The organism is Marivivens sp. JLT3646, from assembly GCF_001908835.1.
Lineage (GTDB): Bacteria > Pseudomonadota > Alphaproteobacteria > Rhodobacterales > Rhodobacteraceae > Marivivens > Marivivens geojensis.
Window position 1 is genome coordinate 304,904 of sequence record NZ_CP018572.1, and the last position, 24,526, is coordinate 329,429.

The 24,526-nt window shown below is 51.1% G+C and carries 16 protein-coding genes, 1 tRNA gene, 1 pseudogene and 1 riboswitch; of the genes and pseudogenes, 9 read left to right on the top strand and 9 right to left on the bottom strand.

All coding sequences use genetic code 11. The annotated features are described in order from the left end of the window. Nucleotides 1-98: 98 nt before the first annotated feature. Genes brxL through BSK21_RS01635 form a run of 7 tightly spaced genes read right to left on the bottom strand, consistent with a single transcriptional unit; the run spans nt 99 to nt 13,803 of the window. Nucleotides 99-2,186 carry a BREX system Lon protease-like protein BrxL gene (brxL, locus tag BSK21_RS01605; protein WP_067550364.1) on the bottom strand — a complete coding sequence of 696 codons (2,088 nt, stop codon included), beginning with the start codon at nt 2,184-2,186 and terminating at the stop codon, nt 99-101. An 11-nt stretch (nt 2,187-2,197) separates the two neighbouring features. After that, complete coding sequence (pglZ, locus tag BSK21_RS01610; RefSeq protein WP_067550362.1) at nt 2,198-4,699, bottom strand: BREX-1 system phosphatase PglZ type A; 2,502 nt, start codon at nt 4,697-4,699, stop codon at nt 2,198-2,200. An 8-nt stretch (nt 4,700-4,707) separates the two neighbouring features. Beyond that, a complete protein-coding gene (gene pglX, locus BSK21_RS01615) occupies nt 4,708-8,169 on the bottom strand; it encodes a BREX-1 system adenine-specific DNA-methyltransferase PglX (RefSeq protein WP_067550360.1) in 3,462 nt (1,153 codons plus the stop codon). Next, nucleotides 8,169-11,675, bottom strand: coding sequence for a BREX system P-loop protein BrxC (gene brxC, locus BSK21_RS01620; RefSeq protein ID WP_197498179.1), 3,507 nt, complete (start codon nt 11,673-11,675; stop codon nt 8,169-8,171). Before brxC ends, pglX begins: the two co-directional genes overlap by 1 nt. Beyond that, nucleotides 11,672-12,304 carry a DUF1788 domain-containing protein gene (locus BSK21_RS01625; protein WP_067550358.1) on the bottom strand — a complete coding sequence of 211 codons (633 nt, stop codon included), beginning with the start codon at nt 12,302-12,304 and terminating at the stop codon, nt 11,672-11,674. Before BSK21_RS01625 ends, brxC begins: the two co-directional genes overlap by 4 nt. Beyond that, complete coding sequence (locus BSK21_RS01630) at nt 12,301-12,942, bottom strand: DUF1819 family protein (RefSeq protein ID WP_082959430.1); 642 nt, start codon at nt 12,940-12,942, stop codon at nt 12,301-12,303. The genes BSK21_RS01625 and BSK21_RS01630 overlap by 4 nt, the downstream gene beginning before the upstream one ends. After that, entirely contained in the window at nt 12,943-13,803 is an 861-nt protein-coding gene (locus BSK21_RS01635; protein WP_082959429.1) for a WYL domain-containing protein, read from the bottom strand. 158 nt (nt 13,804-13,961) lie between these two features. Here BSK21_RS01635 and BSK21_RS01640 point away from each other — a divergent pair, with 158 nt between their 5' ends. Beyond that, nucleotides 13,962-15,047 carry a hypothetical protein gene (locus BSK21_RS01640; protein ID WP_156529579.1) on the top strand — a complete coding sequence of 362 codons (1,086 nt, stop codon included), beginning with the start codon at nt 13,962-13,964 and terminating at the stop codon, nt 15,045-15,047. A 502-nt stretch (nt 15,048-15,549) separates the two neighbouring features. Here the strand turns inward: BSK21_RS01640 and BSK21_RS01645 are convergent. Beyond that, on the bottom strand, nt 15,550-16,536 hold the full coding sequence (locus BSK21_RS01645; RefSeq protein ID WP_067550354.1) for an AAA family ATPase: 987 nt from the start codon (nt 16,534-16,536) through the stop codon (nt 15,550-15,552). Between the two features lie 452 nt (nt 16,537-16,988). Here BSK21_RS01645 and BSK21_RS01650 point away from each other — a divergent pair. Further along, nucleotides 16,989-17,951: pseudogene (locus BSK21_RS01650) on the top strand (SLAC1 anion channel family protein). On the opposite strand, the gene BSK21_RS01655 reads toward BSK21_RS01650, so the two are convergent. After that, nucleotides 17,952-18,028: transfer RNA gene (locus BSK21_RS01655), tRNA-Arg, on the bottom strand. A 135-nt stretch (nt 18,029-18,163) separates the two neighbouring features. After that, nucleotides 18,164-18,293, top strand: a riboswitch (FMN riboswitch). 76 nt (nt 18,294-18,369) lie between these two features. Between BSK21_RS01655 and BSK21_RS01660 the strand changes: the two genes are divergently transcribed. The 7 genes from BSK21_RS01660 to BSK21_RS01690 all read left to right on the top strand — a co-directional run bounded on the left by BSK21_RS01660 (nt 18,370) and on the right by BSK21_RS01690 (nt 24,514). After that, nucleotides 18,370-18,807 carry a 6,7-dimethyl-8-ribityllumazine synthase gene (locus BSK21_RS01660; RefSeq protein WP_067550352.1) on the top strand — a complete coding sequence of 146 codons (438 nt, stop codon included), beginning with the start codon at nt 18,370-18,372 and terminating at the stop codon, nt 18,805-18,807. 378 nt (nt 18,808-19,185) lie between these two features. After that, the gene (locus BSK21_RS01665) at nt 19,186-19,485 is read left to right on the top strand and encodes an STAS domain-containing protein (RefSeq protein WP_067550350.1); all 300 of its coding nucleotides are present in this window, start codon (nt 19,186-19,188) and stop codon (nt 19,483-19,485) included. A gap of 13 nt (nt 19,486-19,498) precedes the next feature. Next, nucleotides 19,499-19,864 carry a response regulator gene (locus BSK21_RS01670; protein WP_067550348.1) on the top strand — a complete coding sequence of 122 codons (366 nt, stop codon included), beginning with the start codon at nt 19,499-19,501 and terminating at the stop codon, nt 19,862-19,864. Beyond that, nucleotides 19,864-21,846: a chemotaxis protein CheA gene (locus BSK21_RS01675; RefSeq protein WP_231924793.1), complete on the top strand. Its 1,983-nt coding sequence runs from the start codon at nt 19,864-19,866 to the stop codon at nt 21,844-21,846. The genes BSK21_RS01670 and BSK21_RS01675 overlap by 1 nt, the downstream gene beginning before the upstream one ends. After that, entirely contained in the window at nt 21,843-22,325 is a 483-nt protein-coding gene (locus tag BSK21_RS01680; RefSeq protein ID WP_067550344.1) for a chemotaxis protein CheW, read from the top strand. Before BSK21_RS01675 ends, BSK21_RS01680 begins: the two co-directional genes overlap by 4 nt. Before the next feature lie 15 nt (nt 22,326-22,340). Further along, nucleotides 22,341-24,011, top strand: coding sequence for a methyl-accepting chemotaxis protein (locus BSK21_RS01685; protein ID WP_067550342.1), 1,671 nt, complete (start codon nt 22,341-22,343; stop codon nt 24,009-24,011). A gap of 14 nt (nt 24,012-24,025) precedes the next feature. Then, nucleotides 24,026-24,514: a chemotaxis protein CheW gene (locus BSK21_RS01690; protein WP_067550340.1), complete on the top strand. Its 489-nt coding sequence runs from the start codon at nt 24,026-24,028 to the stop codon at nt 24,512-24,514. Nucleotides 24,515-24,526 lie beyond the last annotated feature (12 nt).

The window sequence follows — 24,526 nt, forward strand, 5'->3', positions numbered from 1 at the left end:
CTCGATTTCATAGCTTGTCTGCCAAGCGTGCTGAGATCGGTTGTAGTAACGTATTTGACCGTCTGACCCAATTTGGCCTCTAGTTTGATTTTTCGCCATTATTTTTCAGCTTTTACATATGTCACTTCGAATGCCTTACAGGCACGCTGTTCTTGAATCCGGTTTGCCAAACTGAAGGCATCGTTCATCTCGAAGCGTTGGAAAATATCCAGTCCACGGTCGAGTAGGATTTTCCAGCCTGTGTTCGTGATGATGTGGCGTGCATGTATGGTTCCGGTTCCATCAAACTCCCATGTGACACGGACCCCTGCAGCCTCAGCACTCTGCTGGACTTGTTCAAGATACTGAACTTGCTGCTCCATCCGTGTGTCATCGGGAGAAGTCAGGATATGGATGTTCACATCATCTTCCGGTGCCTTGAACTTGACTACGGTTTCGATGAATTCCATCAGGTTCCTCATCTGATGGAAGACCCGCAGATAGGGGTCTGTCAGCTTAATCTCCGTGGCACCTCTAAGATAGCTACCGAAGAGTTTGTCGAAGCTGATACCCTTCTGGTTTTCAGAAACCACAACGTGATCTTCGCTCGGAGTTGGCTCTGCTGGGGTGTTTACCTTTGGAGCTGCTCTGACGGTGTTATGAACGGAAGGTGAAGAAGTGGTTTCCGTTTGGGGCTGTTCTTCCAATACCGCCCCGTCATCTTCATCATCACTGAGCGACTTGTGATAGAAGGCTGGGAACTGGATCTCTTCAAGGGTCTGAACGCTGGTCTTCATCCCGCCTTTTGTCATGTAAGAGAACTCGACAACGGGATAGGTGGCATCAATGCGTTTCAGCTGGTCCTTCACCCGCTTCCGGCATTCGATGGCAAGCTTCAGAAGCTCCTCCACCTCTTCTTGGGTTTCTCCACCAGCAGGGAAGAGAAGCTTCATCAACCCAGACATGGTTTTATTGATAGCATCCCGGTCACGAGTTGAGATGCTGTCAGAGAGTGAAAAGAAGGCTTGGTGGCGGTTGGAAAGGTCATCTGACCGCAGATGGCGCAGGATTTCTGCCAGGTAGTCCACGATGAAGCCATAGCCGCTCGTGAACATCTCACCACGGATGACATCAACTTCCCACCCAGGCAGGTAAGCATGAATGCGGTCGATGAAGGCTGAATCGTGGAACTGGACAGGGAGTGCCTCGAAGAGGTCACTGTTCTTCAGCATGTAGGGCACGTTGTGGTCTGTGTTGCCCACGAAAGCGAAACTGGCCTCTGCGCCCATGGTTTGCACACCACGGGAGAAGGTCTTGTTCGCCATATAGTTCTTCATGATATCGACGAGGGCACGGTTGGCTGTCTTGTCTCGTCCTGCGAACTCATCGAAGGCCACCACATCCCAGAACCCGACCAGACCGATGCGACCGTTACTGTTGTTCACAAAGAGCTTTGCAACGGTGATTTCCCCACCAGAAATCAGCTGACCATGGGGGGAGAATTCTGAATAGATGTGGGATTTACCTGTACCTTTGGGTCCAAGTTCGATGATGTTGTAGTTGCGTTCCACATAGGGAATGAGACGCATCAACTGGAGCAGTTTGCTACGCCGACCGAAGGCTTCTGGGTTGAAGCCAATGGTCTGCATCAAGACATCAATCCACTCATCGAGCGTGAACTCTGCTCGTGCAGTCAAGAAAGCGTCGAAGTCATAGTTGGCGATCTGGATCGGTTTGAGATGTTCAAGGATCCAGGGCGAAATCCTGCTGTCTTCGGAAAACTCATACTGAACATCAGCAATGCACCAGATACCCGTTACCAAAAGCTTCGGATTTTCTTTCACCGTGACGCTATCGACGGCGACCTTCTTGATGCCGAGGTTCTCAAAAACTGCCTCATAGGCATCTGTTTTCTCGTTCAGGACCACACTGATGCGGTCGATAACCTTGTAACGGCCACGTTCCTTGATGTCTGACTGAATCTTGTTGGCTTCATTGCGATGCACATAATGCTTGCGCAGGATTTCCTTGACGGTCTCGATACCGCTTTCAATCGACGCTTCATCATCTGTCGCACAATATTGCCCAAGGAGATATTCAAGCACGTAGGTGGGAACGATGGCGTTGCCCTTGACCTGCTTTACGAGGTCTTTGCGCACCACAAGTCCAGGGAACTGGGAGTTAATCTTATCATCTAGTGCTGTCATATCCCGCTCCCTTAAAAGTCAAAATCGTTCGAGAACGACCGCTTAATTGTGTAACGAACGCTTCTGTATTCTTTGAAATGGCTCGTGCCTGCGTGCTGCTCATCAAGCCGTAGGACCACTTCCTTGTTGTTGTAGGCATCCGCCGTCTTACTCAGAAGGATCTGGGCCTTCTGCTCACGGTCACGGGGATTGCTTGAGGTCATGTCAAACATCAGCTCATGCGTGTCGGACAGCAGTGTGCCATCCAAAGCGTAGAGACCCAGACGAAGCTTTCTTGGGTGAACCTTTTCAGTGATGGCTTCTTCCTGATAGAGGCGCACGCTGAGCTGACCTGTCGTGATGGTCTTGGTCGCCCCTGTCAGGATGGTCACATCCACCTGTGCCGTATCGTTTTGACGACCCTTGTTGATGCGCAGAACGGGAATGACCACTTCCTGAAGGCTTGCGCCTCCATGAACATATTTTGCCCCAGAACCCTTGCGACGAAGCCTGTTGATCGATTTTGGAATAAGAACTTCGATATCGCCATCCAGCCCAAGGTCTGATGCCGTGAACTTCTTGAAGCTGGAATGTTCGACGAGTCCTCGACCCAAGATGAAACGGCGGTCTTCAAAGGCGATTTCTGCCCCTTCAGGCTTGGCATTCAGATAATCACTCTCCTGAAGGTCACGGTTTTGGTAAATGAACCCGTGGTCTGCCGTCACAAAAATGTGGCTCGCATTTGCCGAGGTGAGCTTGCGCACAAGGGACACAAGTTCCTCTAAGACCGTTTCTGCAGCCTCGAACACCTTTTCATCAGATTTATGTCCAACAGCATCGATTACATTATGGTAGATGTAGATAACGTCGTGATCTCGGATGATCTCTTTCGCATCTGAGGATCTCAGTTCCATGAAATCAACCGCCTGCCAAGCAACTGTCCTATCGCCCTGCGGATTGCTTGCCAGAACCTTCTTCCGGTTTTCCAAGCCAGCAGTGGGGTTCCCGTTGATGGAGACAACCGCCTTCTCCGCATCAGAGATCGCCAGCTGTGCATGCGGCAGGAGCGATGCCATGCCTAACTGAGTGTAGCTGGGCAAGCTTGAAAGCATGGGTTCGATTTGTGCATCAAACCTGTCCTGCTCACGGATCCTGCGCAGCAGTTCTTCACCAACCTCGTAGCGCATGGCATCCGAGATAACGACAACGGCTTTTGTGTCCTTATCCCGCAACTGCCTCACAAAACGACTGTAGAAATCCTTTTGGGATGGGACAACCCCGCTCCTCCAGGTGGTGGTGCGGTCAACATGGGTTTGCCACGCATCGTTCAGTCTCAGGAGGTAGTCGTTCTCGTAACGGTTCTCGATCACCTCGGCGATGTCACCCAAGAGGGTGGGCTGGTTGGATTTGCGCAGATGGTGGATGAACTTGCGATAAAGCTGGTCGATTTTGAACCATGTCTTCGAGTAGCGAGAGATCGCATCATCAAACCCGTCCATGCCAAGGCTAACTTGCGAGATTTCGTTCAAGAATTCTGACGCATAGAACAGCGCTTCATAAACATGGCGGTAAGTATCATACCAATGGTGCTTGCGGCGGGTTCTGACCCAGTTTTCAACATCGGCACGCTTGAGATGTTGTCCGGCAAGCTCGTTTGCCATGGAGCGCAAAATGAACCTGTCGATCTGCTCAAAGTGGTCAACATCGATGATTTTCCGGAAATCGATATCAGCCAAAGCGGACTTGATATCGAGGACCTCTTCGAACTCCTTGGAAAGGCTCTCGAATGTCTCTGAGTTATTCTTGTCGTTCTTCCAACGGCGGAAGAGAACCTGAGCTTCGCTGTTCAGCTTGGCTGTTCCACCCAGTGCCATCAGGAAGCAGGATTTGAAGAGTTCGAGGGCAAAATCACTGACCGAGGGCTTATCCGTCTGATAGCCATAGCGCCGTTCCAACTGGTCCCAGAGGAACTCTTCGAGATTACACCGCTTCAGGAGGCGTTGGATTTCATCCTGTTGGGTTGCACGCTCCTCAAAGAGCGCCCCGATGACGCCTTCAATGTCTTGGTCTGATCCTGTGCAGATAAGGAGCATTTTGAACCTGAGAGCCAAGCGGTCATCTTCAGGTTTCAGGATAGCTTTCAGGTCTTCTGTCCGCTTCTTCGAGCGGAAGAATTCTTCATGAGCAGCAAGGGTATCCGCAAAGCCAAGATCCAGCCCAAGGTCAGCCAGCAACATCTGCGTTTGCGTTGCCTGGAACACGCCATGGGCCAGCTGAACATCCAACAGCCAGTTATCGGTCAGCTTTTCAGGTTCGGGCCCATGCTTATAGATCAGGAACTTCTGTTCAGGTTCCTGCCGCAAAACACGGTGCTTGATTGAGAACTCATCATTCTGGATCTCGATCTTGGTCACATCAGGCAGTGCGACCTCAGTAAACGCCTCTCTCAGCTCCTGCTTGGCATCATACCAAAACACGATGCGGTGTCGTTCAAACTGTGCCTGTAGGCCCCGTGAGATATGTTCTTCAGTCAAACCACACCTCAAATACCGATAGATTTCAGGGCGGTGCCGAACTTGGGATAGTTGGCTTTCACACCATCATCCAAGTCGATCTCGATACGCTGACTGGCCAGTGGGAAGATCACATCACGCTCCCAAGCATCCAGTTCCTCGATGATGCTGTTGATCTTCTGGATTTCCTTGATGGCCTTGGTCTTCTCCCCCTGTGAGGCATCTGAGCTGATCTCAACACGTTCATAGGCGGATTTCTGAGCGCTCAGCTTCACCTTGAATTCACGCACATAACGGTCAAGGAGCACGGAAACTGTGTCCCGATTATAGCGGTGCAGATAGATGAGGGCGTTAAAGCTGCCCTTGGGGCTGGAGAACATCCAGTAGATCGGGCGCTTTTTGTAACGCTTCACATGATCGCCGTAGAAATCCTTGGTGAAGTATTTTCGGATATCTTTTCCAAGAGCCGTCTCGATGAAGCGCAGGTTTTCTTGGAACTTTTCTTCGCCAAAGGTGACCCTTAGGAACTTCCGGAAACGCTCTGTGATGTCATCAGAGAACCAGTCCCCATCCAGCATGGGGATGACATTATCCTCGTCAGGTTCAAATGTGGGCTCTGGCACCTGCGCCAGATAGTCCGCAAGTGTTTCACCTTGGTTGGCAAGCACAAGACCGGGTTTATCGAGGCTATAGCGCCCGAACATGCACCCAACGGCATAAGACAAGAATTCTGCCATCGTGTCTGACAGAAGGCGTGCCTCACGCTCTTCATTGGTCATGTTCCCGCCATAGCGATAATGCGGGTTACAGGTCAGAGTGATCTCATCAATCGGAACCTCTGGTGTCAGCTCGTCCTGCAAACCATAGGCATCGATAAAGATCTTGTTATTCTCTTCCTCCAACCGCTGCATCTCGTCGGTCATTGACTGCCAATGCGAACGCAGTTTGGCATAGGTCTCAGCTATGTTTGCGCCACGATGGTCAGATGACAACAGGGGAAGCGTTGTGAACTCCCAAGAGGTTTCGTAGGCGTCCCAGTCTGATTTTGAGAGATTGACAGATTGTTGACTGGATATGTTGCTCTCTAAGCACGCCGGAAGAAACAGTGCTGTGCCAATATCTCCAGGTTGAAAATTAAGTGTTGGTGATAGAAACTCCAAGTAGCGTGACATTACGGTAGAATTAAGAAACGCACCGAGTTTTAAAAGGTTTTGGTCGGCAAATAACGTGCATCCACCGTTATCAAAAAGCGAGTCTGCGGGGGTGTATCTTGCAGAGAACCCCCCCGATGAAATGGTTGTCCAAGTAAAGCCTTCTCGACGAAAAAAGGCTTCATTTCTTATAGTTGGCTTCCTTGACTTCCAGCCAAGTCTCGCCTTTATTTCTTGCCCCTCATTTTCCCAATCAACTACCCATTCTCTATTGCCATACCAACGACGGAATTCTCCACCTTTGTTATATGGGGTCCACTTCTCCCCACCAAAAGACGTAAACCTATGAATCGGCGTCTCAAACCATAACCGCAGAAATTGTGCATTTTCACCCGTGTCTATTCCCTTACGGGGCATCGCTGTTTTGGCCAGTAGGTGTCCACTACTGTATAGTTGGCGTTCATTTTGACTCACCCAATAAGCAATCGGACTCCCTGGAATCTTCTCAAAATCATTTGCAGAGGCCCGATAGAACCAGCCGCAGTTTGGATTTTGGACCGCTTCCAAGGTTTTTGGTGCTTGGTTTTTTGCACCACGGAAATCTGACAAGCGCACATAACCACCCCTGAACTCAGGGCAGTGTTTGTTTTCAATGGTGAACGTGCAGATCGGGACTGTTGCACCATCAAAGCCAGAATATTCGAGCTGGATAAGGCTAGTGATCGTTTTCTGTTCTAGCAGGAAGATGCGTAGCTTTTCGTAAGATGAAATGAACATCCAAACGAAGGGTGTCATAAATCCAAGCTGACCACCTTTCACCGCAAGGTATGTATTGCGAACCATGAAGGCTGAAAACACATCTGACTTAACGTCTTTGTATTCGTTCTTAAGAAAGTCTCCGAGTTGCCCGTTGAGTCCCTTGCCACCCATGTAAGGCGGGTTCGCTACCACAACATGATACTTGGACGAGAGTGCCTCAGACATCCGAAGAACTGTCAGCAACCGTTCCCGCAACTTTGCACGGAACATGTCACCACCAAGATCCTGTGCCTCGATAACACGCAGGCATTCCTGAGGGTCTTTAAGTTTCGGGATGATGAGAGAGCCGAAGTTCTTGGCTTGCTCGAACTGGGTTAGGGTTGCCCGTAGGTCCGCTGTGAACAGGCTACGCCCAACCATGGCTTCGATGTCTTGCAACTCTGATGGCTCAAAGCTGACATTCTGCAACACGCAGATTTCGGGCTTGGTTTCCATCCGCAGGAAACGACGACGACCAAGCTTTTCTGCTGCCTTCATGGCGAGAGCAAAGGAGGCAAGCGAACCTGCACGTTCATCAATCTCGATGCCCGTCAGGTTATGCTCAAGGATGAATTCCGGAATATCCTTGGGGTCGAACCCTTCTTCTTCATAGATCGCATGCAGCAGGTCGAAGGCATAGGTCAGCATGTGACCAGACCCACAGGCGGGGTCACATATCTTCAACTCTTGGGGCTTACCGATCTTAATGAAATCCGTCTCAGGCTCTTCGGGCTTGATGTAATATTCCATCTGTTCCGCCAGCTTGGACTGCGGGCGGTTCAGCATCCAAAGGCGACCCAAAGAATTCTCAACGAGGTAGCGCACAATCCAATGTGGCGTGAACAGCTGGGTGGCAGCAGGAATGTTCTCAGGCGTGATCTTCTGGTTCTTCTTTAGACCAGCAAAGACATCATCTTTCTTTTCCGAGATGTAGAACTGATAGAGCCAGCCAATCACCTCAACATCTTTGCACACATCCTCTGTCATCACCTCCCGCAGGCTGGTCAGGATAGAGGTGGCAGACAGAAGGTCTTCCGGCATCAAGAGTTCGGTGAAGTCGAGGATTTTTTCGAACATGTAAGGCATGGATTTATGCCAGTAGTTACATGCGGAAACCACAAGATGACGGTAGGCTTCATTCTCAGGGTCGTTGCTGGCTGAACGCCCATCCAGAAGACCAGAGACCACGTTCTTTGTGTTCTCGGATACGAGATCTTCGTTGAAAATGCCGGCCGTGGCTTCTGATAGGATTTCAGGACGGGTTTGCCCCTCAGCGGGTGCAATGACACGCACACGGTTGTAGCCGTTCATGTCCATGTATTGCAGAGCGGTAAAACGGTTGAACCAGGTATAAGCAACCTGTTCGATGACCTGTGCCTTGCCCAACTCACGGATCTTGTTTTCCAGATCACGCACAGCGGCAGGCCGTTCACGGCGTGCGGCACTATCCTCGGCCAAGACCAGATCGAGCTTGGTCTTAACCCGTCCCATCAGAACACGACGAGCTTCTTGGGCGAACTTCTTGAGCTTATTCGTGTCCATTACACAGTGATCCTCTTACCGTCTTTGAGTTCTTTTACGAGTGCATCCCGCAAGGCCGAGAGATACGCATCCACGTCTTCTTCGGTATTCAGAACAGACTTCGCAGATGTGACCGAAACGCTCTTAGCAGAGACAAAAGAGGGCTTCGGAGTAGGGGGGGGAGTGCTGTCATCCCCTGTCTGGGTAGGCTGCGGTGCAGGTGTGAGACCACCAAGGACGCTTGGATATTGATCAGACGTAAAGCGATCTACGGAGACCTGAATAAGGGCGATGATGCTCTGGTTCTGGATCTCTTGGCGGATGCTTTCAAATGCCTGGTCGGCCCGTGATTGATGTGCCGCATCGGCAGACTGATACTCAGAAAGTTGCTGCATATCTGATTGAATCTTTTCCAAGCGTTCCGTTGCAGCCTGTCTGGCTTCCATCAAGGCTTGGTCGATCTGCAGTCTCAGCTCATGCAAGAGACGGTTGGCGTCTTGCATCTTGTTGCCTTTGTAGCATTCCTCATCAATGAGGATCGCATTTACGTCTTTGGCTCTATCAGCCCCTGCATGGCTAAGATTGTTCTGGTTATCCTTTAGATACTGATTTGCCTTCTCAAAGATCTGACGCTGTGGCCCTTCCATGAAGGTGAAGATCGGATCCAAAACATCATCTTTCTGGTCAAGTAGGTCATCTGCCATCTTGGGCAGCTCCTCGATGAACCAATCCACATCCTTCTTGGCGTAGCCTTCGAGCGCCACCTGGATAGCGGGCAGCTGTTCGAGGAAGGGGAACGTGGCGACAGACCGATGAAGGTCAGCGAGCTTACTTGCCAGCCTTTCGAACTCAGTTGCCGTTTCTTTGCTGAGTCCACGTGCATCATTTGCTGCAGGCTGATGGGTGAAGAATTCCGTGTAGAATTCTCTCAGTTCTTTGATCTTGGAGGCAGAGTATTCGACCTGCGGTTCCAGAACGATATTCTGATGGTCCCGATTGCTCTTGAAGGTCTTAATCAGTGTATCGTTTTCAAGGATGGTCCCGTCAGCCCGTGCTTCGATTTTACCTGCACCACAGAGTGCTGAAGTGTTTGCAAGCACGGCATAACTAGGCCAACCAAAGGGCTTACGCTCAAACTTCTCTTCGACTGACTTCAGGGTTACCCGCAGGCTCTGACGGGTCTGGCTCTGCACGTAGTTGAAGATCTGCTGTTGTGCCTCTGTAAGAGGTGCAGCTTCCCCACCCATAATGCCGTCCTTGGCATCGGTGTGGTATTTGGCGATGTCAGTCTCAGAATAGGTGATGTTCCGCAACATCTGCAGGTTGCTGTAAACCTTATCGATCAAGAGCTGGAACGCACGCTCGATACGAGCTTTTGCATTCGCCTCACGAAGCTCAAGGTCATCCCCACGCATAAGAAGCTTGGCTTCTGCCAGCATCATATCGATGCGGGTTTTCAGTGTCTTGAAGCGTTCAGAGTTCTGGGTGCCTTTTTCCTGAAGGATGCGGGCCTTAACCTCTTCACTGCTGGAACGCTGGTTCTGACGGACATATTTTTCCGTTTTCTTGAACAAAAGCAGGTCAGACATGAAGCGTGCGTTCTGCGGAAGCACCACCATAAGCTCATCGCTGTTCATGGACGCAAGCGACAGGGATGAAAGATTTTCCGAATGCTCGTGGAATGGTGTGATCACATTGATTGCAAGTTCGGCATCTCTTCCTTGTAGCTCATCATCGATCTTGCAGGCAAAGCTGTAGTCTGTCTTCGTCTGATTATGACGGATCTTTGTGGAACCGATTACCTGCTGGAAGATGATACCGTTGATTTCCTTTGAAATCTCGGTGCGGTCCACCTCCGTATTCTTGATTTCTTCCTCGATGTCTTTTTCTTCATCGGTCAGGAAATCGTAAACATCGCCGTTTCGCTGGATGTAGGTCTCACTCTCCAAGCGGTTCAGCGCCCCTTCTACCCGCTTACGAAGACCAGTCAGATCCTGATGGAAATGTTCCAGCATCAGAACGCTGAGGTTATGCAGCGTGGGCTTGAACTGGCGGTAGTATTTGACGAGGAACAGCGCCTTGAGAACCCTGACGGCGAATTCATCATCAAGGTTGCCTTCAGCCACCTGTATCGAGGTCTGCACAGAGCCTTTCAGAGCGGTGCGGATGCCTTCGAACATACGGTCGAAGGTTGCAAGCTGACCCACTTCTAGGTCAGCAATCCCGATAGCCACTTCACGGAACACGCCCAACATGGAGCGTTCCCCGACAGAGCTATGGCGACCTTCAAAGACGTTGTGTTCAGACAGCCCTTTGATGCACTGGCGGAACAGTTCGTACTGATAGGGGACAAAGGGGTAGCTTGCGATGAAATGGTCCTTGTCCCTGAAGTTCTTCAAGGTCACGGAACCATCTGAGAAGTTGAATAGCGTGCCGAAGTTGCTGTTCTCGCTTTCATAGAGATTGGCGAGTGTGCCTTCAGCCTCAGCTTTCTTTTTCAGAAGGCGCTTCTGGATGACCTCAGCAACGTTTTGGCTGGTGAGCGGCATGCGAGTGCCGAAACGAGCCATGATCTTTGAAAAGTCGTTTGCTTGACGGGCATTAATGTCGCCCACGACTTTATCGAGAGCCTCCTGGGCAGTCACGACAAGCCACGCCTGACCTTTACAGATGGTGTTCAGGCTTTCCGCAATCGTCTGAAGGTTGGTCATCAGCTTGACGTTATCAGCGATATACTGACCGACTTCATCGACGAAGAACGTCAGACGGAAGCCTTTTTCCTGCTTGTCGATGTAGCGTTTGACCTGTTGAGCAAAGCTCTCAATGGAAACATTATAGGTCTTGGCATATTGGTCGAGGATGTTCTGGCTGGCGACGTCACTTTGACCTGTTGCTACAGCAAAGGCTTTTGCAATCGCATCCGCTTCGAAGTTCGCCTGTTCACGACCTTCTTCCCAAGAAATATTTCCGAAGGAGTGTTTCTGGAATTCTTCTTTGAAGCTTACAAACTGACCTCGCTCATCAAGGTCTCGCTCAAGTTTGGCGATATAGCCTTCACGATAGTAGCCACAGCTCTCATCAAAAACTGACTGGAACACTGCCAGCAGGGCATCAATCTGATCCTTGCTGATAATGGTGGCTTTCTGGTCGATATTGAACAGAATGCTTTTGGAGGGGATGCGAACAGCCTTATCCAGCTCCCCCTTCAAAATGGCATCATGAGCGCATTTCTCACTGAAAATGTCAGCTGCATACTTCCCCTCGATCTCTCGGTTTTCGAGAACGAGTGAGAGCATTTTAAGGAGGTGAGATTTACCCGAACCGAAGAAACCAGAAATCCACACGCCGTTGATATGTGAATAATTATTATATTCGTGCAGGAACCTGCTGAGGTTTTTCTCAACCTCATTCGTGACCACATATTCTTCCAGCTCCATCAGGAGGCTGGCTTCATCGTCTGCCTTGATAACCCCATCAATGGGTCGGTCTACGGGCTTAACAAAAAGGGATTTTAATTGCATGGTCATGCGGCAGCTTTCATCGTGAGAATATTGTAGGCACGGTAATATTTGTCGTCCTGGAGCTTTCCAAAGAGATCTAGGGATGCCCCTGTTGCCAGCTGGTGCTGGTAGCTTCCTGGGAAGAACATCACTGTAGGCTGGTCTTTGGCAGCGCTCTGAAGATTATTCAGGACGTTATGCGAGCGAATGTATGGAAAAACCTCACCCACACCGGAGAGGAACATTACATCAAAGGATGCATCCTTTGCACGCTCTGCGATGGCAGGAATGAGGTGGCGCTCTGGATCCAGAACACCTTGTAGGGTTTCCTTGATCTTCGACTTGGGCATGCTGCCTTCGGCTTGCAGTATACGACCGAGCAGCTTGCGTCCCTCCAGAAGTTCGAGAGCAAGGTCGTAGAGATTGATTTCGAGAATTCTTACAGACTTCTGCGCTAGGCGTTTGACGAGCTGGGCCCGTAACACCTCCATCTCCACCGCATCTTCTGGTCGGTAGGGACAAATGAAGAAGGGAACCTCGTTGTTCAGACCCTGCTTCTCGATAAAGCGCTGATTTGAGATTACGCTTTCAAGATGTTCAAGCAGTTCACGAGACTGCGGACCTCGGAGTTCGGCACATGCGGTGTTAATCGTCATAGAGAGGCTCCCGGCACAAAAAGGGGCAGATCACGTTCACCGTGTTCGTTGATATCCTTCAGAGATTGTGAGGCGATGCCTGCAATGATGCGGTTGTCATCGCTGAGAATTCCAGCTTCACGCATCATGCGAAACAGGATTTGCCGAAGCTTCTTGCGAGTGCTTTCGGTCACTTCTTCAAGCTCAGGGTGAAACTGTGCTTGTTCCTCACAGAAGAAATCGAAGGCAGCATAATCAAGATCGAGCTTGTAGCTGGCAAAGTTTTCCAGAAGCACCTGGGTCGCAAAATCACCGATAAACTCATAGGTCCGACAGCAAGCCAGCCAGCAAATGAGTGACTGGTCATAAGGATCTGCAGTTTGGAAGAAATCCATCTCCTGAGGCGTCAGGTTTTTCAAACGAGTGCAGATTTCTCTCACAGCACGGCGAGTTGACTGTGTGGATTTGAACTGGAGGAGATTATCCTCAACCGCTTTTTCGATCACTTCAGCCCAGTCATCGAGTTCGCTAAACGACTGGATGAGTTGGGTGCTTTCCGTAACATAGAGACCACCCGTGCCGAAGGAGAGGCGATAATCGTCTGTGGGCACGATAGGTGAATGTTTGTTGGTCATCTGAGTTACGTCTTCTTGGATCATTTACATAATTTCTTCTCGATTCAGGAGCACAATCTGCTGATCTTGCGGTCTGCGTGCAGCTGGGTCTGTATCGAGACCTAACCGTTTCAACGCATAATAAAGCATTGCCCTGCGAACTTTGATTTCGGTCACTCCCTCTTCCATCCCGTAATCAAGGCCAATCACATATTTTTGGGCATCTGAGAGGTCAGGATGTGGCCCGATTTTTAGAGTGACCTCAGTGTTCCATGCATCATCATTCTCGATAGAATTCGTGGCTTCATCAAAAGCCTCGATGCCGATAATTCGGCTCAAGAGGAAATCCTTGAACATGTTATCGTTTCGGCAGAACGCACGAGCATGCCAACGGAACCCGTCAAATGCGAAACTATGTGGCTCAATCCAACGCCAGCCCGGCTCAGGTCTGCTGAAAGATTGATAGGAGACATGAAGAGCTAAGCGGTCTCTGATTGCGACGTAAGTATCCCTAAGAACTTCCGCCGATACACCCCTTACAGGAGTAGGGGGCGCTCCATAGCTCGGCAAAGGATTTACCCAGCTCTTCCCTTCATCGAGCAGCCCCTGATCGACCGCTTGGAGTTGCGAGAAGAATTCGTTCGCATCAGGGGTCAAGAAGCGTGGCCGAAAGTTCTTGCCACGCACGTAAGTCCGCAAGCTCTTGTCATAGGTGAGATTGCTCTTGCGACCCTCGATGTAGCTCGCAAGATCATTTGAGGCTTGCTGTTTTGAGATGCCAAACACTTCGATCAGATCGCTCCGATTGATGTATCCTGACCAAAAAAGGCGAAACTCTATAAACTGATACCGCTGCTCGACGGTCCAGTTTTTTTTGCGTTTCTGCGATGTTCGAGTCATGCTCATGAGCACACTCTAGACCGGAAAAATATGCGGGTCTACTTTTTAGAACGTCTTAGAAGTTGTTTTATTAAGTGATTTGTGGGCAGGATGGAGGCGAGCGTTACTGGAGCTGCGAAATAATGTACCAAAATGATAATAGACTTGGCCAGTATGCGCTCTCAATGCTGACATTGATTGCGTTCTTCGTCTGGACCGAGACTGCTCTAGCGGAAGACCGTATGGCAACGGAGGAAATCCGGACCTCAGAATGTATGCTGCGTATCGATGGTGTTATTTATGACGCCAATCCGTGCAACCTTGATGAGGTCGCTGAGGGTGTCATTCGCTTCGGACATTTTGATGAAGATAAGGCTGAAGGGTTTTGGGCTTATCTCATTGAGCGAGAGCGGGGCGGTTTTGATGCCTATTGGAATGAAGAATATGGAGCATCTCACGCACACACCCGCCTTGGGGTTTTAACCAAATCAGAGTTCAGCTCAGCGGATTGCTACTCAAGAGACAAGACGGTTCTGTGTCGCAATATTCAGCCAGATGTCCCTGTTTACTATATCGATTATCGGAATGCGGATGCTGGAAACAACGCTCTGATGGCGTATCTGAACGGCGTTGAATATGAGTTACCACATCCAAATTGGGAATACGTCTATCCCTACTCGGTTGATGATAGTGCTGACTTCGACGGCGATGGCCAGCTTGAGACCATTATTCGAGTTGGTCACGGGGGCAACTGTTGTCCCGCTGATATTTCGATTGTGTCATATAGAGGGGATGGATTTTTCAACTATTTAGATGAAGCTCCAATTCCTGGAGGCTGGGGTGGTCCAGAAATTGTTGAAGAACAGGGGCAAAAGTTAATACGCATCTACGACATACCTGCTGGAGCTGGATCAACTGACTGGCAACGGTCTCAGCGAGATTACGTGATACATAACGGAAGACCTGAAGAGGTCGTTGAGCGCATCGAAGTTGGAGTTCCGACTGCAATCCTTGGTTTTACCCAAGAGGATATTCGTAACACCGATAATCAGGAGGCCAGCATCGACTTTGATATTGATAATGATGGCGCACTTGACGAGCTGTATTGCACATATTGGGAACGGTGGGGGGTGCTAAATTGTGAAGCAAACATCTCCAGCCTTACGGATCCACTAGAACTGCAGTGCAGGCAGGTGTCGATTTCACCGATTGTGTATGGCCCTATGCAATCTCATAGGCTGATTTGTGACGGTAAACTGGTGGACTACTGAGGTGTCATTGATACTTTTGAAGGAAAAAGTATCTGGTCTGGTTGCAATTGAACTCTCGGAAAGTCGAGGTTTAACGATTTGTTAATCTTCTCCGACAATATACGAGATATCTCCTTTGAGGGATTATTTCTGAATCCAGCCCCCATCAGCAATGGTGGGGGTTGTTGCCTGCATGGGCACAACGAAACCCTTAAACTTGTGTTACCCATGGCCACTTACATATAAGTCACGGAAACATTCTTCTGTTTTGATGAGTTTCCGTTGAAGAGGGGGCTATCACGGGGGTGGCTCCCTTTTTATATGTAACGCACAAATGAAAAAAGAGGGGCGTTATGCTCCCCTCTCTTCATCCGCCTGAGCGGTTGCTTGCATGTGTAACTTTAAATATTAAGTACTCGTCATAATTTTTAAATATCATATTAAAAATATCAGGTCAAGTGTTAATTTAAGTATTTTGCAATTATTTTTAAAAACATTTATCTGCATGCGTAAACCCCTTTATTTACTGCAATGTAAGCTCTCGAAGTGACAAGATCTCTTTCACTTGTCTTTTAAGTACTCGGATGGATTTGTGCTGTGCGTAGCTGTTGATGAGTGCAGTCCTTTCGGCTTCATCGAAGCTTGGGATAAATCTTGGATCCAATCCATCATCGAGAGCTAAGTCTGTTCGGATAGTATTCAAAATTTGCGGGATGTGTTCGACTGCAGGTGTGGGCATGCGCATGATGTGACAACGACTTTTCAGGGGCTCATTAATGGTGCTCAGCGTGTTTGCAGTCATCAGCCAGCCGACATAGTAGAGGTTTACCGGAGCTTGCAGATACGGCTCATGCCAGTTCATTGCTTCGTCTTTTTCCAGTAAGCCGAGGAGCTTGTGCTGAACGTTCGCAAACTTACTCTCTTGCGCTTTGTCGATTTCATCCAAGATGAACACAGGGTTGCCGATTTCTTTGTCATGAATGACAGTTGACATGATTGAGGGCATGGCTGTGGCATAGCCCTTAGGGACGCCAAAAATCTGATCATCCTGCATGCCTGCGACAGAGATCTTGCGATGATAGATATCGAGCTCTTCCAGAAGACGTGACAGCAGCCTTGTTTTACCAAGGCCTGGTTCCCCCACGAGGATGGTGGGCTCGAAAACGATGCCTTCTTTGCCGGCACTCATTCGACGAAAAGTGGGCTTCAACAAGTTGTCGATGATATGGACTGCGTAGGGGAACTCTTTGACGAGCGCTCGTCTCACTTCAACGAGCTCGTCTCGATGAAAGAGGGGAATGCCCACACCTTGTAGGCGTGCAAATTTATCGTGGGCAGTTTTGCTTTCTTTGTTGAAGCTTTCAGGTAGCTTCTCTAAAAAGATCACTTTGTTAAACGGGATGTCAGGGTTCAGAAGTTCATCGTCTGAACTCTTGAAAAGCTCTTCTACGATTTCTTCAACCGATTCTTGGGATGCTGGGGCGGGCTGCTTTGTGGATGCTTTGGGCATGCGAATTCATATCCTTAGAGAGATTTACAGAGATGTTGCGGGTCATCTCGAAGGATATGAAAAAGAGATTGTTCATAGATTCTGACTATCACGAATTGGTATAAGGTCCAAGCGTCTGAGGCGTGCTTTCCGCAGAGAAGGAAGGCGTTACTTAAGCCAATATTGAATTGTCCGAAAGAGTATTGGGACTGGACTGATGGTAGAGCTTTCCGAGTTGCTGTATTTTGCTACACATTTTGCTACACAGGGCCGAAGTGTTATGCCTTATAAATATATGATAAATAATAATAAAATTTTTTCCATTTTGCTTTGTGGCGCTTCCCCAGTCCGCCATTAACTCCCCTTACATAAAACAAGTTTCAGCGTGAAATCCGCTGCGGCGGTTCTGTTTTGTTTGCTGGTCAAAACATTTTATTTTATTTATGTTTTGACATCACATTTCAGAGGCTGACATGACCGATACTGCTTCCCCACAACTCCGTCATTATCCGGTAACGCTCTTTGCTATTGGCATGGGGATGCTTGGTCTAACCTTGGCCATTCACGCAGCTGAGCTTACCTACGCGACCGAGGCACACTATTCGGCCTATGTTCTCTGGGTGAGCGTCGCCTTGCTGGCGGTCGTTAGCATTGGGTATCTGGCAAAAATCATCCGTCATCCTGATGCGGTAAAAGCCGAGTGGAACCACCCCGTTCGAATCGCCTTTTTCCCAGCGATTTCAATTTCTCTTCTGCTCTTGTCCGCAGCGCTACTCACGGACCACAAGGCCATTGCGGGTCCTCTGTGGTGGATCGGAATGGCATTGCAGGGTGTGCTTGCGCTCTCAGTGATTTCGGCGTGGATTGGGCATCGTAGTTTCGCGCCAGTTCACGTCAGCCCCGCATGGTTCATCCCTGCGGTTGGTAACGTAATTGTTCCTCTCGCTGGTGTGCCATTGGGGCACACAGAACTTTCGTGGCTGTTCTTTTCCGCCGGTGTGATGTTCTGGATCGTATTGCTGACGCTGGTGATCAATAGGCTCATGTTCCATGATCCCTTGCCGGGTCGCCTCGTGCCAACCCTCGTCATCCTCATTGCGCCGCCATCGGTCGCGTTTATCGCATAGACGCGACTATCTGGAGGTGTCGATTCCTTCGGCCATATTCTGTTGAGCCTCGCCTACGTCTTTACCCTGATCGTCTTGACCCAAGCGCCAAAATTTATGCGCTTACCATTCGCATTGTCGTGGTGGGCGCTTTCGTTCCCGATTGCAGCGCTGTCGACCGCATCGTTCCTCTATGGTCGAGAGTTGCAATCACAGAGCCACATTGTGATCGGCACAGGGCTATTGGTGCTTTTGCTGATCATTGTGGGGGGATTGCTCGCTCGAACGGCCTTAGCCGTGCGACGAGGTCAAATCTGTCAGCCAGAGTGATGGCGATCCCACGAGGACTCGAACCCCGAACCTGCTGATTAGAAGTCAGCTGCTCTATCCAGTTGAGCTATGGGACCGCTGGATGCTCTTTAACTTTGGCGCGCCATGACGTGCAAGCGAAACTCTAAGGCCGTTTTGGCTTTGGTGACGTAATGGTTAAGTGATCTGTCGCAGTCGGCCCTTGAAAAGCGTGGGGAAGGCGGGCATTAAAACTGTGTTCTCAGGGCGGGGTGAAATTCCCCACCGGCGGTTAAAGCCCGCGAGCGCCCATCAAAAGTGGGGTCAGCAGATCCGGTGAAATTCCGGGGCCGACGGTTAAAGTCCGGATGAAAGAGAACGTTCGGGGCAGCGCAGCAGTGCGTCTGTTTTCGGGCGGCTGCGCCTTGGGACCATTTTGGTAAGACAAAGGAATGGTTCCATGACTGACAAACTAAACATCGCCTTCATTAAGGCCCGCTGGCATGCGGAAATCGTCGATCAGGCTTTGGTCGGCTTTGAAAAAGGTATGGCTGACGCTGGCCGTGCCGTAGACATCACATCCTTCGATGTTCCAGGGGCATTTGAAATGCCACTTCTGGCGAAAAAGCTGGGCGCGTCGGGGAAATACGACGCAATCGTCTGCGCCGCGCTGGTTGTTGATGGTGGCATATACCGGCACGATTTCGTCGCGTCGGCAGTTGTTGATGGCCTGATGCAAGCGCAGATGGAAACAGGTGTGCCGACTTATTCGGTGTCCCTGACACCACATCATTTCCAGCCGACCGAAGAGCACATCGGGTTCTATCACGCACACTTCGTCAAAAAGGGCGAAGAGGCTGCATCGGCAGTTCGAATGATCGCTGATCTCGATATCTGATTTTTGAAAACGGGCCGCCATAGTGCGGCCCGTTCTGCTTTGCTAAGCAAAGATCTTAACCAATTGAGACTGTTGGTTTTCAAAACCCGTAAAGTCTCGTTCGGCTTTATTTTCCTCTGATGTCCAGCAGTTCACAACGCGGCAGTTCCTGTCGTGCGCTCTCCTTTGTCCAGGTGGCACGAAACTTGCGACTAATCCCCGCCTGATACCTTCGCATTTTGGCAGTTCGGCGACGGACCCTAATGGGCGTCTGCCAATACGAAAGAGATGCGCTGGCCCGTCAGGGAGAAGTAAAGTTTTTGCCTCGTCGACCGTTACCGACACATGAGCCAACTAAAATCAGTCCGTTTCGGGGCGTGTTGAGGAGAAGAATTGTACATGTCTGACGTCGAGATTTCTTTGTCAGGAGAACTGTTCCACTCGGACGCAGCTGAGCTGCTCGAGTGTCTCAAGGATGCCTTGGACGAAGGCGGATGCATCGTTGACGTGGCTGAGCTGGAAAAGATCGAATTCGGTCCGCTTCAGGTTCTTGTCGCAACAGCGGCAGCGGCACGCGCGCGTCAGATCGGTTTTGAGGTTCGTATGTCACCTGACAACACAACAGTCCTCAATGCTTTGGCGGCCCATGCGCTCAGCGCTGAAATGATTGCCGGCTCCATGTCTGGCGCACAAGAATAACTCGGATATCGATATGACTAAAACTGTACTGACCGTTGATGATAGCCCGTCGATCCGCCGGATGATCGCCCTGACGCTGCGCGAAGCGGGGTATAGCGTCCTTGAGGCGTCCGATGGTCAAGACGGTTTGGAAAAAGCGACCACCACGCGCGTCGATGCCATCATTACCGACCAGAACATGCCGCGCATGGATGGGATATCCATGATCAAGGCGCTGCGCCAGCACCCGAACGGGCGTGGCGTGCCGATCGTCGTTCTATCGACAGATTCCGCGGACACGCTGAAATCTCAAGCACGCGAAGCGGGCGCTCTGGGTTGGATGGTTAAGCCCTTCACCCAAGACAAACTCCTCGCAGTTGTGAAAAAGGTATTGGGCTGATGTCTGATGATCTGATTGCAGTCTTTCAGGAAGAGCTCGCAGAGCTGCTTGAGAGCCTCGAAAGGGGCTTGGTCGATCTTCAGGAGAGCCCTGAGGATGCGGGACTGATCAATCAGGTCTTCCGTGATCTTCATACCGTTAAGGGAAGCGGCGCGATGTTCGGGTTCACCGAACTTGCGGCGTTTATCCATGATTTTGAAACCGCCTTTGAAAAAGTCCGCGCTGGCGCAGTTCCTGTAACGCCTGAGTTGGTGCGTCTTGGTCTTGCGGCACGTGACCAAATTCCGGGTCTGGTGAACGGTGACGCTGATCCAGACGGTGATCGCGTTGCGATTTTGAATGCCTTGCGTGATCTGACATCGGGCGGCGGTGTTGAGATTGTCGATATCGAGGAGGAGATCGAGGCTGAGGTGGTTACATCCAATTCGCCCGCGACCCTACGGTTCAAGTTGTCCGAGGATGCCCTCGCGCTGGGCGCACGCCCCGATATTTTGCTGTCGGAGTTGAAAGACCTTGGCGCAACCCAAATTATTGCCGATCTATCGGACATTCCAGCACTGGACGACCTGAATGCGGATCAGTGTTATGTGGCGTGGCAGATGCAGCTGCCTGCGGGCGTTTCAGAAGGCGACGTTGAAGACGTATTCATGTTTGCGGACGCTGAATGGACGCTGACAGCTTCTGAGGTCAACGAGGTTATTGAACGGGACGAGATTGATGATCTCTTGTCCGATGCGCCCGCCCTCGACACCCCAGCCCCGCAACAGCAAGCGCCCTCTGAAAAAGCGCCTGCCGCATCTGAACCTGCGGCTTCTATTCGTGTGCCTGCTGCTCGTCTCGACGCTCTGATGGACTCGGTTGGGGAATTGGTGACCGTTGAGGCGCGTTTGACCGAACTCGCGCGTCACAGCCGTGATCCCGCTCTTCTTTCGACCGCAGAAGAAGTCACACGCCTTGCCGCGCGTTTGCGGGATGCGACGATGACTATGCGCATGGTTCCGATGCGGACCTTGGTGTCGCGCTTCCGCCGTTTGATCCTAGGCCTTTCGTCTGATTTGGGCAAACCCGTTGAATTTGTAGTCGACGGTGAAGATACCGAACTCGATAAAACGGTGATTGAAAAGCTCGCTGATCCGCTAGTGCATATCCTACGAAATGCCATTGACCATGGCATGGAAGACCCCGCTGCCAGAGCGCAGACGAATAAGGATCAGGTTGGGCGTATTGAACTGTCCGCCACCCATGTCGGCGGCGAAGTGCATATCGTTGTTCGCGACGATGGGCGTGGCATGAGCGCCGACAAAATCCGCGCGAAGGCGATTGAGCGTGGCTTGATCACCGCTGAAGCGCAACTGACAGCAGGTCAGGTGTTCGCGCTGGTTCTCGAACCTGGGTTCTCGACCGCCGAAACGATCACAGAGCTGTCCGGTCGTGGCGTCGGCATGGATGTTGTCCGCCGCACCATCGAAGGACTGCGTGGTGTCATCGAAATCGACAGCAAACTCGGTCAAGGGACGACAGTTACTCTGCGCCTTCCACTGACCCTCGCGATCATCGACGGTTTGCTGATTGAGATTGCCGATGAGCGCTACACGTTGCCGATGTCGTCTGTGAAAGAGATTTTCGAACTGCCGTTGGACAAACGCATTGCATCACGCAACGGCGATTACCTCGATATTCGGGGGCAGTTCGTGCCATTCGTTCGGTTGCGTCATCTGTTTGACTGCGAAGGTGAACCGCCGACTGAACAGAACGTCGTGGTGGTGGAGTCTGGAGATGCCCGAATGGGGGTTGTTGTCGATCGGATTATCGGCACGAACCAAACGGTGATCAAGCAGGTCTCTAAACTCCAGCAAGGTGCACGCGCGATTTCTGGTGCGACCATTCTCGGGGATGGCACCGTGTCTCTCATAGTCGATGTAGCACAACTTCTCGCGATGTCGGGGCCATTAATCGAACCTAAGAAAGAGGTGGCCGCATGACACTCGCTGCATCTCATCAAATCGTAATCACCTTTTCGATTGGTCCTCAGCGCCTCGCTATCCCAGCGACCGATCTGCGCGAGATCATCGACCCGCTTCCGACGACCCGTGTTCCGGGTGCAGGTGATTTTGCGCCATGGGTGGTTAATGTCCGTGGAGCTGTTTTGCCACTGGGCGACCTGCGTTTACCTTTGGGGATTAATGACCCCAATCCAGCCGAACGTCCCGAGGATGCACGTCGTTTCCTCGTCCTGGAAGCCGTCATCGGCGGTGAACCGACAACAGTCGCTGTGATGGCCGACATCGTCCATGAGGTCGCGACCATCCCATCGACATCCATCGAACCACTACCCGCCACGTCAATGTGGCCCTCTGAATTTGTCGAAGGCCTTTTCAAAGGCCCAGAGGGCGAATTCGTCCTCATCCCCGACCTATCCGCAATCTTTTCAGCAATGGCGCAGCGCGCCGCTGTTGCCTAACTTGGGAACTGTGACATGCGTCTGAGCATCAAAGTCAAACTCGCCGCCACCTTTTTGTTCGTGTTTATCCTCTCGTCGATTTCGATGTGGATAGCTATTCGTGATCTCGACAAAGTTAACCACAACTATGACGCCGTTGTCGCTGAAGAAGTGCCGGTTTTGCTTCTGCTCGAAGATCTGACCCGTATTAAATTGATGGTCCGTACGACCGTTGCCGAAATTCTAATCGGCCTTCCAGATGCGCCACCTAACCACATTCCGGACCTTCGTGCGCGCCTGAATGAATTGAACGAGTCAGCTAGGCAGTTTTCGGGCGAAATTCGCGCTGTTGCGATGCCAGAGATGATCCCAATGCTCGACAAATTTGATGAATTGGATGCCGAAGCGCTTTCGACGGCCCAGCGCGTTATCGCTTTTGAACTCTCTGGTCAGGGCGACCCTGCCAATACAATTTTCCACGGCAAATTGCTCGACGAAACGGTGGAGTTGCAAAACATCCTTGAAGAGATGCACGAACTTATCCATGGGCGCCTTGAGGCCAATGTGGCGGCAGACGCTGCACAGTTTGTCGCTGACCGTCGCAATTTGATCATCATCGTTGCTGCTACGATGGTTTTGGGTGCAATTTCTGCGATTGTTATCGTCTTGAGCATTTCGCGTCGCTTGGCTGTTGCATCTGCGATGGCGCGCAGCGTCGCCAAAGGTGATCTTCGTAAAACGATCGACGTTCAGGGTCGTGACGAGATCGGTAATCTGCAGACTGCAATCAATGACATGGTGGTTAAGCTGCGTGATATCGTCGGTGAAGTGACGCATTCGGTGCGCAACGTGAACAACGGTGCAACCCAGATGGCTGCGACGTCCGAAGAGCTGTCGCAGGGCGCAACTGAGCAGGCGTCGTCGACCGAAGAAGCGTCGGCTGCTGTTGAGCAGATGGCTGCGAACATCAAACAGACCGCTGAAAACGCGAGCATCACTGAACAGATGGCGACCAAGTCTGCGGAAGATGCGCGCAATAGTGGCAAGGCTGTGACCCAAGCGGTCGATGCGATGCAGACCATTGCTGAACGCATCATGATCGTTCAGGAAATCGCACGTCAGACTGACCTTCTAGCGCTGAACGCCGCTGTTGAGGCGGCACGTGCGGGTGAACATGGACGTGGCTTTGCGGTTGTTGCGGCTGAAGTTCGTAAACTCGCAGAACGTAGCCAGACTGCAGCGACTGAAATTTCGTCGCTCTCTGCGTCGACTGTTCAGACGGCGGCAAGCGCTGGTGAAATGCTTCAGGGTCTGGTCCCTGACATCGAACGCACATCGTCGCTGGTCACTGAAATTTCGGTGGCTGCGCGTGAACTGGCAACAGGCTCGTCCCAGATCAACATGTCGATCCAGCAGCTCGACCGCGTGACCCAAGAGAACACCTCGGCGTCCGAGCAACTGTCGGCAAGCGCTGTTGAACTGGCTGATATGTCCTCTGAGTTGGAGCGTATCGTTGGGTTCTTTGAGATGGATGGCGCTACGGCCGAAAAGCCTGCACCGCGCAAATCGGCTCCTGCTGCGAATGCTGCCAAGAAACCGATGCGCCCGTCGCGTCCACAGAAAGCTGATGGTGGGTTCGATTTCGATCTGGGAGATGACGATCTGGACTCGCTCGACGATCAGTTTGCTCGCAGCAAATCCTACTGATCCGGAGCGGATGTATGTCGACTTGCACTGACATCGTCACCTTCACAATCGACCGCGCCATTTATGGTGTCGCGGTCGATCGGGTTCGAGAGATTCTAGACATTCGTCCTGTCGCACCGTTGCCGAAGGCGCCGAAATATCTGATGGGCATCATTGATTTGCGCGGAGAAAACATCCCCGTCGTCGATCTACGGAGTTTGCTGAACCTAGAGCCGTTAGAGGACACACCCAATACCCGTATCCTCGTGACATTGATGGACTATGGCACTGGGTCGGGCGTCGTTGGCGTGCGGACAGACCGCGTCATCGAGGTCACCCGTATGGACGACGACGAAATGCGTCCGCTGACCGAAGCTGAACTGCTGCGTTGGGACGGTGCTGCCATCGCGGGGATCGGGCGCCGCAACGGTGAAATCGTCAGCGTTCTCGACCTCGATCATCTGTTTGGTGATCCTGCAATCCTTGCAGGGGTATCGAACTCTGCTGCGTTTGACGCGGCCTGAGGACTCCACCGT